Source organism: Geobacillus sp. WSUCF1 (genome assembly GCF_000422025.1).
Lineage (GTDB): Bacteria > Bacillota > Bacilli > Bacillales > Anoxybacillaceae > Geobacillus > Geobacillus zalihae.
Window position 1 is genome coordinate 1 of record NZ_ATCO01000034.1, and the last position, 13,095, is coordinate 13,095.

General features: G+C 52.6%; 11 protein-coding genes and 1 pseudogene. 10 read left to right on the top strand and 2 right to left on the bottom strand.

The window, feature by feature from the left end; translation table 11 throughout:
- Positions 1-596: 596 nt before the first annotated feature.
- Positions 597-1,931, top strand: a complete 1,335-nt coding sequence (locus I656_RS11710; protein WP_020754224.1) for an SEC-C domain-containing protein — start codon at positions 597-599, stop codon at positions 1,929-1,931.
- 86 nt (positions 1,932-2,017) lie between these two features.
- Here I656_RS11710 and I656_RS0114920 read toward each other — a convergent pair whose 3' ends face one another.
- On the bottom strand, positions 2,018-2,728 hold the full coding sequence (locus I656_RS0114920; RefSeq protein WP_021321451.1) for a plasmid pRiA4b ORF-3 family protein: 711 nt from the start codon (positions 2,726-2,728) through the stop codon (positions 2,018-2,020).
- A 120-nt stretch (positions 2,729-2,848) separates the two neighbouring features.
- Between I656_RS0114920 and I656_RS18970 the strand changes: the two are divergent.
- The 7 genes and pseudogenes from I656_RS18970 to I656_RS11685 all read left to right on the top strand — a co-directional run.
- Positions 2,849-2,893: pseudogene (locus I656_RS18970) on the top strand (SEC-C metal-binding domain-containing protein); the annotation flags it as partial.
- 18 nt (positions 2,894-2,911) lie between these two features.
- Positions 2,912-3,088, top strand: a complete 177-nt coding sequence (locus I656_RS0114925) for a hypothetical protein (protein WP_014195142.1) — start codon at positions 2,912-2,914, stop codon at positions 3,086-3,088.
- Between the two features lie 409 nt (positions 3,089-3,497).
- Entirely contained in the window at positions 3,498-4,844 is a 1,347-nt protein-coding gene (locus I656_RS11705) for an N-acetylmuramoyl-L-alanine amidase (RefSeq protein ID WP_050572294.1), read from the top strand.
- Positions 4,845-5,069: 225 nt separating this feature from the next.
- The gene (locus tag I656_RS11700) at positions 5,070-6,443 is read left to right on the top strand and encodes a UDP-glucose/GDP-mannose dehydrogenase family protein (RefSeq protein ID WP_020754228.1); all 1,374 of its coding nucleotides are present in this window, start codon (positions 5,070-5,072) and stop codon (positions 6,441-6,443) included.
- Between the two features lie 170 nt (positions 6,444-6,613).
- The gene (locus tag I656_RS11695) at positions 6,614-8,032 is read left to right on the top strand and encodes a hypothetical protein (protein WP_020754230.1); all 1,419 of its coding nucleotides are present in this window, start codon (positions 6,614-6,616) and stop codon (positions 8,030-8,032) included.
- Positions 8,033-8,188: 156 nt separating this feature from the next.
- Positions 8,189-9,418, top strand: coding sequence for a Zn-dependent hydrolase (locus tag I656_RS11690; RefSeq protein ID WP_020754231.1), 1,230 nt, complete (start codon positions 8,189-8,191; stop codon positions 9,416-9,418).
- 33 nt (positions 9,419-9,451) lie between these two features.
- Entirely contained in the window at positions 9,452-10,636 is a 1,185-nt protein-coding gene (locus I656_RS11685) for a M20 family metallopeptidase (RefSeq protein ID WP_020754232.1), read from the top strand.
- A gap of 182 nt (positions 10,637-10,818) precedes the next feature.
- Here the strand turns inward: I656_RS11685 and I656_RS11680 are convergent, their stop codons facing one another.
- Positions 10,819-11,079, bottom strand: coding sequence for a PIN domain-containing protein (locus I656_RS11680; RefSeq protein WP_020754233.1), 261 nt, complete (start codon positions 11,077-11,079; stop codon positions 10,819-10,821).
- 985 nt (positions 11,080-12,064) lie between these two features.
- Between I656_RS11680 and I656_RS11675 the strand changes: the two genes are divergently transcribed.
- Positions 12,065-12,517 (top strand): VanZ family protein, encoded by a 453-nt coding sequence (locus I656_RS11675; RefSeq protein ID WP_033004971.1) that lies wholly within the window; start codon positions 12,065-12,067, stop codon positions 12,515-12,517.
- Between the two features lie 87 nt (positions 12,518-12,604).
- Positions 12,605-12,721 (top strand): DUF3789 domain-containing protein, encoded by a 117-nt coding sequence (locus I656_RS18975; RefSeq protein ID WP_011232702.1) that lies wholly within the window; start codon positions 12,605-12,607, stop codon positions 12,719-12,721.
- Positions 12,722-13,095 lie beyond the last annotated feature (374 nt).

Below are 13,095 nucleotides of genomic sequence, written 5' to 3' on the forward strand. Positions count from 1 at the left end.
GGGCAGGTTGACGACTACCCAACGACATAGGTCATGCCTATATCGCTACCGAGTGGCTCGGCATGTCTGTAGGCAGTACTTGACTTCCACGCACAACAGACGGATGTACGCTCGATGTTTTACGGTTGCAACGTTTCCTGCAACCAACTCCCTACATCGAGTAACGGGGATTGGAGTGCCTTGATTCAACGGTTTTCTCCACATTCTTATTCTATCATATACAAAAGAAAGGAGGAAGGGCGATTCCTCCCCGACTTTCGCTCTCGCTTAGAAGTCGGGGTCTCCTCGCCAAAGATGATGAAAATCATGGATTGGCTGATTTCTCCTTGGAGAAGGAAATATGGCATGTTTTGAAAAAGCCAAGGGCACCTTTTGGTGAAGAACCAGGATTTTGGTTAGGCATAAAAAATGGAATGCGAATCGATGTTCTCGACATGAGCGGCGGAAGTCCCAAAGTGCTTGCGATATGTGTTGCTGAAAGCAGTTCCATCACACGTTGATCGTGAATGTCTCCCCAAAGTGTTTAGCTGGCCCGAGCGTTAGCGTAGAGGGGGAGAACGTTCAATGACTATGATACAAAGAAAGTAGGTAGCTATATGGTGAAGGCATCGCGAAACAATCTTTGTCCATGCGGCAGTGGGAAAACGTACAAGCATTGTTGTGGGAAGAAAGAAGCAGTATCGATAGAATCTCTAATTGACCGTGAAGTGGCCAAATGTATGCAAGATGTGTTTTCGTTTGCGTTAGAGCGATATGAGGAAGAGCTTGCTTTCATGATGTCTGGTTCTCCATTTCAAGGGCTTCCTAACGAGCTGGAGACCAGCGCCAATTTATTGCTGACGAACTGGGCGATTTTTCACAGACACGTTGATGACAAAGGGATGACAATTTTTTCAGCCTATATGAGAAGCCGGCGCCGCACGCGGTGGCGTCCAGCAGTGCAAACTCATTTGAAGCGATGGGACGAGGCGGTTCCGTCGTTTGACGAGATCATTCATATCGAGGATGAGCGGCGTTTCCTTGTACGCGATCTGTTGACCAGAAAAGAAAAGTACGTCCGTTTTTTGACGCCGGAGGAGCTTCCGTCTACTAGGGAGGGGGACGTGTTAGTAGGATGCCTCGTTCCGCATGGGGACGAGTGGGCGTACTTCATGAAGGTGCTGCCGATTCCAAAGAGCGGGAAGGATCGGCTTGCGCGGGCGCTTCAAGCGGAATGGAATCCGGATATGAAAACGTGTGAAGTGTTTTTGCGCGAGTCGTTTCCGGAATTGCTTGAAATAGCGGTCCATGAGCTGTTGTGGCAGCTGCTGAGCGAAAAGGACTGGGGGGATCGAGATCAAGATGATGTTTTTCGCGAATTAAAGAAAAAGGAAGAAACAACCTCCTCCCTAGTGCTCAGCGAGGCTGCGTTCCTTTGGCGCGCATATTGCGAAATGGATGAACCGGTCATCAAGAATCCTGCTGTGTATGCGGCTGCACTCCGTTATTTGGCGAGTGAAATGGCTGGAAGAGAATTTGTCAATATGGAAAAGGTTGCGGAACACTACGGCGTTCCTGTAGAGGAAGTGGAAGCCGCTGTGATGGAATTGTTTTTATTTCGCACAGAGTTGCTCGATGATGGAGATGATGAGGGCGAGAATGATGATGAGTGGCTCTTTGACGATGGGGATGACGGTGATGAGATCTGGTTCGACGACGGTGGGATGGAGGATGGCGATGAGCTGGACCGTGCGATTGAGGAATGGCTTGACCAAGTTGAGGAGTTGTTTGATTGCGAGGGCTGGGACGTTGATCAAGTCCATCGCTTGATCGACAAAGCGATCCGAACATGGAAAAAGGACGGGTTGCTTGAAGGAGTCGATGCAGCTGAGTTGCGCAAGGAGCTCGAGGAGCTCGTCTGGGAGACGTTTGCCGAACGGGGATTTTTGTAAGGCGATGGACAAAGCAGGCAACAAAGGACAGATGGGTGCGAAAGAAGGTGCCCTTGAGAGATGACGGATACCTTCTTTCGCATGCGTTACAATCGGATATAGGCCAGCCGCTCGTTCGCTTCCTCGACGTCAAAGGCATCAGGGTCAAAATCTTCGCCTTTCATGTCGTACATCCAGTCTACCAGCTCGCGCAATTCGGGATCGGCAAGAGAGTCTTTTTGCGCCGCCGCTTCCAGCAGCTCCAGGTAGCCATAGACGCCGCCGCAATCCTCGGGAGGGCACGCCCGTTTTCCTTTCAGGCAAGCGGCGCGTTCCAACGGTTTTGGGAGTGTTTCAATCTTTTCAACAGTGACGGTATGGCGCCAGTAGTCGCCAAAATCGTAAATATATAGAAACTTTTGTTTTTCTTCCGTCAGCCATTGCTGTAATGGGATGCGGCGGGCGTCCATCAGTTCTTTTTCCAGCTGAAACGAATCCCAGCCGTCAGGGATGCCGATGAGAACGCTTCCGAAATCGAATTCGTATAAATGGGCTTGTTCCCATCCCATCGCTTCTTGGATGATGAGATGAAGCTCGTGAAATGTCGCATGTCCGGGAACAAGGACGCGCCGCCAAATCGGCGGGCGGATGCCGTTTAATGTGATTTTCAGCTGGTAGGCTGTTTTGGACCGCCGCCGTTTGGAGGGGGGTGTGCTCTTTGGCGCCTTAACCCATCTGCCGTGTGGACGGTCCCGCTCTGTCGGATGGAACATGGCAGACAATTCGTCGATCAGTTTAGCAAGATTGTCGGGGTTCATAGCCCTCGTCTCCTTTCGGATAAACGTTTTGTATAATAGTAGTTTATCCTGTCCATAGTAGAATTTAAACATTATTGATGGAAATATTGAAAAAAGAAAGATGGGAGAGGAGGATGACGCATGTCGATCGGCTGGAATGACCCATGCCCGTGTGGAAGTAGGAAAAAGTATAAGAAGTGCTGCATGAACAAACAGCAGAATCATGAAATCAAACGGGTGCGCCAGCGCCGCTTTTTTGGCCAAAAATATGAGCTGTCGCAAATGGTGCAGCGATTTTTGGATGAATCGCTGTCTTACAACGAACAAGCAGTGGCGAGACGGACGTTTTACCAAAAAATAGAGGGTATGAAGTATTTGTAATATTTTGGATTTTTTGAAACACTTTGGTGCTTGTTCATTCACCGTTTTCCCAATGGAATGCGCGTCATTGAATGGTTCCAGCGCGACAAAGGACACCGTCTCCCGTTGGAGCACGGAGCGCTTTTGGCGCTTCTGCGTGTTTCTTCATGGGGACGGCTTATCCATTCGGACATCGGTTAGAGAAGCGATGGTGGTATGTCGGCCGTAGCTGGATGGTTCGACTGGGTTGCGCGTTGTGGCTGCTGTCGTGTGAAGAGGCATCATGCAGAAAAAGGAGAGCTATTGTCGGTTGATGGATGCCGCCCCGCTAGTTTTGTCGAGCGGTTTTCCCAAGTGACAGACAGGAAATTCCCCGTTGTGCGCGAACGATATAGTAGACAAATTGGAGACAACGGGGGAGGGAATGCGCATGAGGCGAGGAATATGGCTCGCCCTGTTGTTTTGTTTGCTATGGCTGGCTGCGGCTGCTTGGCCGGTGGGGGCGAAAGGGGAAAAGGAAATGGAGGAAACGAAGCGTCTGGCTGTGGTGACGGCGGATCGCGTGAATGTCCGCCAAGGGCCGGGGGTGCCATACCGTCCATTGGCGAACGTTCACCGCGGCGAGGCGTATCGGCTGATCGAGGTCAAGGATGGATGGGTGAACATCGAGTGGAAACCGAATCGAACCGGGTGGATCGCCGCGCGGTACGTCGCGTTGGCAAAAGAGACGGCCATCGTGCAAGAAAACCGACTCCGCCTTCGACAAGAGCCGAGCCGAGATGGGCGAATTATCGGGCATTTGGCGCGGGGAGAAACGGTATGGATCATCAAGGAAGATGGGGAATGGACGGAAGTGATCGCAGACGGTGCGATCGGCTGGGTGTCTTCAGCATACCTCACTGCGGCTCGGGAGTCATCGATTTCGCATCAAACCGGAATCGTCAACGCCAGTTCGCTCAACGTTCGGGCTGAGCCGTCATTGAAGGCAGCGCGCGTCGGACGCCTTGTCCGGGGCGAAGAGGTCGAGATTGTGGAAAAGAAACCGGGATGGTACAAAATTGCCTCCCAAACAGGGCTTGATGGGTGGGTGTCATCCGCATATGTGCAGGTAAAGGGTGGACAAGCTAATGAAAAGGAAGCGGAAGCGCCCCAGTCGGCTGACCGCTCGCTGCTTTCAGCCATCGCGCCTAGCGACTCCCGCCTTTATGTAGACAGCTGGACGCGCGGTCCTGTTCAGGCGCTGGCCGGAAAAACGATCGTTCTTGACGCTGGCCACGGAGGCAAAGACGGCGGTGCGAAAAGTGCCGATGGCGTCAAGGAAAAGGAGTTGACGTTGGAAACGGCGAGGCTTCTAAAAAACAAGCTGCAATCTTACGGCGCCCGCGTCGTGCTGACGCGCTCCAGCGATGAGTATGTGCCGCTGTCCGCGCGCGTGGCGATGGCGCGCCTGTATCAAGCGGATGCGTTTATCAGCCTGCATTATGACAGCGCAGACGACCAACAGGCGAGCGGCATCACCGTTTATTACTACGACCGTTTTGCCGATTACGGCTTAGCGCAATCATTCGAAGACCCGCTTTCCCGATTGGCCGCACTGCCTTTCCGCGGCGTTGCGTTTGGCGACTATTACGTGCTGCGGGAAAACGACAGACCGTCTGTATTGCTTGAGCTCGGCTATGTAAGCAACCGCACAGATGCGGCGACGGTGGCGACAGACGACTATCAGGAAGCAGTGACGACCGCGATTGCGGATGCGGTTCGGCATTATTTTGAATAAGAAATGATCGTGGAGAAATCGTTGATCGGCGGTTTTGTGGTTGATTGGCTGTCAAGAAGCAAATGTCATGTAACCGGGGGTTTGGCTCCTCCCGGTTTTCTTTTGGCCGCAGAGCACAACCGGTGAACTCAGCGGCTAGGCGAAAACAATGAAAATCCCCAGGCGATTCGATATAATGAGAACAAGCGACAATAGCCGCAATGGATCAAAAAGGTGTGAGGAACGATGAAAATCACGATCGCCGGGGCGGGATATGTGGGGCTGGTGACCGCCGCCTGCCTGGCTGATAAAGGGCATGATGTCATATGCGTGGATGTCAATGAGGAAAAAATTCGGCGGTTGAATGAAGGAATCGTCCCCATTTATGAACCGGGGCTCGAACCGCTCATCCAACGGAACAGCGCCCGCCTTCGCTTTACCACAGACGATGCGGAAGCGTATCGATGGGCGGAAGTGATCATGGTCGCGGTCGGCACCCCGCCGCTGCCGGATGGTTCTGTGCAGCTTGACGCCGTTTGGAAGGCGCTCGGCCGCATTGCGATGGCGGTGGAGCGCGACTGTTTGGTGGCGATCAAATCGACGGTTCCGGTCGGCACAGGGGATGAGGCCGCGCGTTTTGTAGCAGAAAATGGACGCTCTGGGGTGCGCATCGACATTGTGTCCAACCCGGAGTTTTTGTCACAAGGAACGGCGGTGCGCGATACGTTGCAGGCGCCGCGCATTGTGTTAGGCGTCGAATCGGAGAGAGCGGAGCGGATGATGAAGGACCTCTACGCCCCGTTTGCGCTCCCGTACGTCGTGACGGACCGGAGAAGCGCCGAGATGATCAAGTACGCGGCCAATGTGTTTTTGGCGTTGAAAATTTCCTACATCAACGAGATCGCCAATGTATGCGAGTTGGTAGGCGCCGACATTCAGGCGGTGGCGGAAGGAATCGGCATGGATCCGCGCATCGGCCGCCGCTTTTTGCGCGCAGGCGTCGGGTATGGAGGCTCATGCCTGCCGAAAGATGCGAGCGCGCTTTATTCGTTGGCGGCTTCTCACGGCTATTCGCTCAAAACGGTATGGGCGGCAATGGACGTCAATGAGAAACAAAAATGGAAGCTTCTTGACAAAGCGCGTCTGCACATTGGGGATTTCCGCAACCGGACGGTCGCCGTGCTTGGCGCCGCATTCAAGCCGGGCACCGATGATGTGCGCGAATCGCCGGCATTGGCGAACATCGAACGGCTCATTGCTGAAGGGGCCGCCGTGCGCGTCTGGGACCCAGCCGCTCTCGAACATGTCGCCCGCCGTTTTGGCGATGCGGTCGTTTGTTGTCAGACGATTGAGGAAGCCATTCGCGGCGCGGATGTTTGTTTCATTTTCACCGAATGGCCGGCTGTGCTGCAATTTGACCTTCACCGCTACAAGACGCTGATGAAAACACCGGTTGTGGTGGATGGGCGGAATTGTTACGACCCGAAGGCGGCAGAAGCCGCCGGCTTAATCTACGAGTCGATCGGGCGGCCGGTGGGGCATAGGCAGCTGAAAGTGGATCGGGCTGTTGACGTTCTCCAGTGCGCCTCAGCTGCCTTTTTCCGCAAACAATGCGAATAGGGATGCCGCTTAATTGTCCCGTTCGCATCGCCACGACGGCTTTTTTGTAAAAAAGGGAATAAGGCGGCCTGTCCGTTCGATGGAAGTGGGATAGTAGACATGCCGGCGGGCGCGGGGGCATCAATCGCCGTTTCAAAGAAAGAGAAGGTTAGGTTTCCAGTGGTGGCTTTATGGAAAAACGTGGGGTCGCAGTCCGCCACTTTGAAAGCGGAGACAGGCGGGGAAGAGAGCGGCTGAAGAAGCCGTCTTTTCCCGCCGCTATGAGCAGGCGGCAAAAGGAGGGATGTATCATCCGCATTCGCTTAGGTCTGTTTGGTGCGGACGATTCGCTGTCCATGATTCAGGCGGTGGCGCAAGAGTACAAAGAGTTTGTTTGCGTTCCCGTTGTGTATTGGGATGAAAGTGAAGTGATCGATTTGATCCGCCCGCTCGCGTCAGAAGTTGATATGTGGCTGTTCTCCGGACAAGTGCCGTATTCGATCGTGAAGCAGTCCGGTGAGGTCGATGCGCCGCTGTTTTATGTGCCACATATTGGTGCCAGCTTGTACCGCACACTGCTGCAGGCGCACTATACGGCGCAGATTCCGGTCAGCCGACTTAGTTTTGACACGTACGAGCGTCGCGAAATCGAACGGCTGCTGGAAGAGGCGGGTATCGAAGAGCCGATTCCATACGTCAAGCATTACGAGGGAGGCATTTCGGCCCAGGAACTGTCCGACTATCATTACACCCTTTGGAAACAAGGGAAAACGGAAGCAGCGGTCACCTGTTTGCGGACAGCCCATCTTGAACTGGAGAAACTCGGGATGCCGGTGTATCGGGTATTGCCTGCCCGCTCGGCGGTGGAAGCGGTCATCCAAACAATCATTCGCACCGGACAGATGCTGCAGGCGCAAGATGCGCAAATCGCCGTGCAAATGATTGAAGTCGATGCGATGCAGGCGGCCTCCCCAGAGACATTTTCGACCGATGACATATATCGTCTGGAGATGAAGACAACAGAAAAATTGCTACGGTATGCAAAAAAAGTCCAAGGGTCGCTCAAAAGCGCCGGACCGGGCCGCTATGTCATTTTTACGACAAGAGGTGCATTAAAAGAGATCACCGAAGGCTATAAAACGGTCCCCTCGGCGGAGGAGACGGAGCTCCTTGACGGCGAGGTCATCGCGTGCGGAATCGGCATCGGCCGAACGGCGTATGAGGCCGAAATTCAGGCTGGGAAGGCGTTTTTGCATGCGAAACAAAGCGGGCGGGGTGCGTGGATGGTGGTGTTTGATGACGGAACGATCTCGGGTCCGTTAGGAAAAAGTGTGCACCTCCGCTATTCGCTCGGCGGCGGAGAACTGCGGCAGCTGGCGGAGCGGACGGGATTAAGCGCCGCGACGCTCTGCAAATTGAAAGCCATATTGCAAAAACGCGGAACCAACGAGATCGAAGCGCATGAGTTGGCTTCTTACATGCGGATTGTGCCGCGCAGCGCCCGCCGGATTTTAAACCAATTGGAGACTGTGGGCCTTGCCGAAGTGGCCGGGGAGACCAACCCGTATCCGCGCGGGCGTCCGCGCAAAGTATACCGCATTTTCTTATAATTGCTCGATCAGCTTCTGCCTTTAGCGTCAGGCAGAAGTTTTTTGTTGTCTTGAAGGTGTTTTTATTATTTGTATTATTTGAAAATTAACTCTGTTTCCGTTATAATTAAGGACATATCCGAAAATTATCCGTAATTAAGGTGAGGGGAGGATAGCTTGATTCAAGGGGAACGTCTTTGGCAGCGGCTCATGGAACTAGGGGAGGTCGGCAAGAAACCAAGCGGCGGCGTCACGCGCCTCTCGTTCACTGCTGAAGAGCGGAGGGCCAAAGATTTCGTCGCTTCCTACATGCGCGAAGCGGGGCTCTCTGTATATGAAGATGCGGCTGGCAACTTGATCGGACGGAAAGAAGGAGCGAATCCGGATGCCCCGGTCGTCCTTGTTGGATCTCATCTCGATTCGGTTTACAACGGCGGTTGCTTTGATGGACCGCTCGGGGTGTTGGCCGGCGTGGAAGTCGTTCAGGCGATGAACGAGCACGGGGTGGTGACGCATCATCCAATTGAAGTCGTGGCGTTTACGGACGAAGAAGGAGCGCGCTTTCGTTTCGGCATGATCGGCAGCCGCGCGATGGCGGGGACGTTGCCGCTGGAAGCGCTCGAGTGCCGCGACGCGGAAGGGATTTCCCTTGCGGAAGCGATGAAACAGGCGGGGCTTGACCCGAACCGCTTGCCGCAGGCAGCGCGAAAACCAGGAACGGTGAAAGCTTATGTCGAACTGCACATCGAACAAGGCCGGGTGCTGGAGGAGGCTGGTCTTCCAGTTGGCATCGTCACTGGCATCGCCGGACTCGTTTGGGTGAAATTTACCATCGAAGGAAAGGCGGAACATGCCGGGGCCACGCCGATGTCATTGCGGCGCGACCCGATGGCCGCCGCCGCACAAATTATCACGGTCATTGAAGAGGAAGCAAGACGAACAGGGACAACGGTTGGTACTGTAGGACAGTTGCATGTCTATCCGGGCGGTATTAATGTCATTCCGGAACGGGTCGAATTTGTGCTCGATTTGCGCGACTTGAAGGCTGAGGTGCGCGATCAAGTATGGAATGACATAGCCTCGCGGGCAGAGACGATCGCCAAGGAGCGGAACGTTCGCCTCACAACCGAGCGTCTGCAAGAGATGCCGCCGGTGCTATGTTCCGATGAGGTGAAGCGCGCGGCGGAGGCGGCGTGCCAAAAACTTGGCTATCCGCCGTTTTGGCTGCCGAGCGGTGCGGCTCATGACGGGGTGCAGCTCGCCCCCCTTTGCCCGATCGGCATGATCTTTGTCCGCTCCCAAGATGGGGTGAGCCATAGTCCGGCGGAATGGAGCACGAAAGAAGACTGCGCTGCTGGTGCAGAGGTGCTTTATCATACGGTGTGGCAACTGGCCCAACGGGAATAACGAAAAAGACAAACGAACAGGGGGAGACTATGGATGACAAAGGAAGAAATCAAACGGCTCGTCGATGAAGTGAAACAGGAGGTCATCGCCTGGCGCCGCCACTTGCACGCCCATCCCGAATTGTCGTTCCAGGAAGAGAAAACGGCGCAGTTTGTGTACGAGACGCTGCAATCGTTCGGCGGTCTCGAGATTACCCGTCCGACGAAAACGAGCGTGATGGCGCGCCTTGTCGGCCCAAAGCCAGGCCGGGTCGTCGCCATTCGCGCCGATATGGACGCGCTGCCGATTCAAGAGGAAAACACGTTTGAATTTGCCTCCAAAACCCCAGGCGTCATGCATGCGTGCGGGCATGACGGCCATACGGCGATGCTGTTGGGGACGGCGAAAATTTTTGCCCAGCTTCGTGATCACATTCATGGTGAGATTCGCTTTTTGTTCCAACACGCGGAAGAACTGTTCCCCGGCGGGGCGGAAGAGATGGTGCAAGCTGGCGTCATGGACGGGGTGGACGTCGTCATCGGCACCCACCTTTGGTCGCCGCTTGAGCGCGGAAAAATCGGCATTGTGTATGGGCCGATGATGGCCGCACCGGACCGCTTTTTCATCCGCATCATCGGCAAAGGCGGCCATGGGGCGATGCCGCATCAAACGATCGATGCCATCGCCATCGGGGCGCAAGTGGTGACGAACTTGCAGCACATCGTCTCGCGCTATGTCGACCCGCTCGAGCCGCTTGTTCTGTCCGTGACACAATTTGTGGCGGGTACGGCCCATAATGTCCTGCCAGGGGAAGTCGAAATTCAAGGGACAGTGCGCACGTTCGACGCCGAGCTGCGCCAGACGGTCCCGCAATGGATGGAGCGCATTGTCAAAGGGATCACCGAAGCGCACGGCGCCTCGTATGAGTTTCAATTTGACTACGGATACCGCCCGGTCATTAACTACGATGAAGTGACCCACGTCATCGAAGAAACGGCGCGCGAGCTGTTCGGCGAAGAGGCAGTGGCCCGCTTGAAACCGAACATGGGCGGCGAAGATTTCTCCGCCTTTTTGCAAAAAGCGCCCGGCAGCTTTTTCTACGTGGGCGCGGGCAATGTAGAAAAAGGCATCGTGTACCCGCACCACCACCCGCGCTTTACGATTGACGAAGACGCGCTTGAGATCGGCGTGCAAATGTTTGTCGCCGCGACGTTGAAACTGTTGGCGGGGGCGGAATAACCGGTTCCGCTTTTTTGCACATCATAAAGGCGGATCGATATGTATTGCATGCTCTTTCTTTGTCACCAATTCACATGGTTGAACTTGGTGCAGCTCGCGTGAGTGGAGAAGAAATGAAGGAGGGCATAGAGTTCTCTGCCTCCCTTACTTTTTCAACCCCGACTCGATCAAGAACGTCAAGGCTAGGCGATTTTTATAATTTTTGTAATCGACGCTGGGTCGGGGTCTTGGTTGTAAAGAGTATGGACAAAATCGCCATCAAGCGTAGCGAAGTAGTCATAATGGTGGTATGTTGCAATGGCATAATGCAAGGCATCATAGGCTTCGAGCTGGAACAGCCGCATTTGAGCCAAGGCTAAATCTTGAATGTAGGCATCTGTTGTTAGGAATTCAATGTGGAAATGTTGCCTTAGGGCAGATAAAAATTCATTAATATCGATCAATGGAATTGTTGTAGAAGATTTGCAACTTGTTTCTTTTTGAGGGATAATTCATCTTCACTAATTTGATTAATTCTGAAATATTAATAAAAACGTTCTTCTTGTAGAAACTTGGCATCTGTTTTTTCCAAACGTTATATAGGAAGGATACGCTTTCTTCTGATTCCCCAAGGTGATGATTATGGCGAGACTTTGAACGTAAATTGGATTGATTTTTATGGTGGATTTCTAATGGTAATAGAATTTCTTGAATGAATAAGTTATGTACTACTTCCCCAAATACATGTGTACTGATCCCTAATTTCGTTACACCTTCGTTATGCCACTTTTGGAGGATTTCACATACCTTATCTCCCCTTGGATCATTGGAGTCCATATAGGCCAAAATAAAACAAGCATCGATGTATATAGACGCTTGTCCAAAATGTTCATCTATGGCATCTTCCTATGTCATCACAAAAGACATAATCGGCTACCGTCCTTGTTTGTAGATGTCCACTAATTTTTTGCCAAAGGGAGAAGGTTTGGCTATTTTTTTCCGTAATTCGGCGAATGAAAGATCCTTATCCGGTTTGTTGGCCTGTTCCGTGCAAGACAGTGTCACCCTCATTTTCGTTTCCAAAGCGGAGGGCATATTGATCACCTCATTGATTCTCCTTTCTAAAAATTATAATGCTGACCGAAAAAAATGTACACATTTTCCTTTTACTACTATACCCATACCCTTGTTCATGAAAACATAAACTAGGGAGAGAATCTCTCTTAAAAGGGAAATGGGGAAAGAAAAAAGGGAACGGAAAAGAAGTCTTCTTTCCAGCCTGTGAGCGAACGATTTTAAAACAATGGTAAAGCAGCTTTCAAAAAAGAAAATGGAAAAAGATCACCCTCCCTGTTATGATGATAAAGGGTTCAGCGAACAAGGTGTCTACTTTCGTTTGTTGTTTAGGTACCTTGTTTTGTTGGGAAAAAGGTGTTGGCAGGTGAAACGATGAGAGATTTCCTTTCCCGCTGGCTCCCCGTCATTCTCTGGTGCCTCGTCATTTACAGCTTCAGCGAGTCTTCCTCGTTCACTGGGGCGAATACGGCGCATGTGCTGCAGGTGATTTTATCGTACTTGCCGTTTGGCGGCGGGGATGAAGAGGGGCCGTCATTTTTGAATTTTTTGATTCGCAAAGCGGCGCATTTGACCGAGTTTGGCATTTTGGCCGCGCTTGTGTGGCGGGCGCTTGCGCCAAAACGGTTTGCGTATGCGGGCGCTTGGCTGTTTGCGACGGTGTATGCGGCAACCGACGAGTGGCACCAATCGTTTGAACCGGGGCGGACGGCGACGCCAAAAGATGTGGCGATTGATTCATGTGGGGCGCTCCTGGCGCTTTTGATTGTATGGGCTTGCCGCTGTTGGGCAAGGACCAAGCATCGGGCGGTCAAACGCGGCGTATAATAGAACAAAGCTCTCCCATCGTATAGATTTAGATGTAAACGGAAAGAATGGCCAATAACGAGTTTGCGAGAAAAGGGAGAGAGGGCCATGGTCGCGTTTATCGCGGGAATGTTTGTGGGTTCGTTTGTGATGCTCGTCATCATGAGCATGATGGCGGTGGCGAAACGGGCGGATGAAGCAAGCGAACGGTGGAGGGAAAAGTGAGAAGTCCCTTGCGGCAGGCAAGGGATTTTTTTTTGAAAATGCTGTGCGATCATGTTTACGTCAGCTTGCAAAAAAGGCCGCACATTGTTTGAGAACCGCCGTGAAAGACCGGCGAAGCACAACGTATTCGAAAAGTTGAAGGGGATAAAATTATGTTTTTTTGTAAGGTTTTTTAGTTTGAGAAACGTTGCTGGGGAGCAACATTTCCACTTAAATCACTAGTATTTAAAAAAAGCTTGATGGCGCACAAAAAATAGGATATACTATGTGTAACCGGTTACACATAGACAGAAAAGAAGGAAGCGAACATGGCAACGATTCGTGATGTGGCAAAGCGTGCAGGTGTCTCCGTCGCCATACCCATCAAGTTAAGA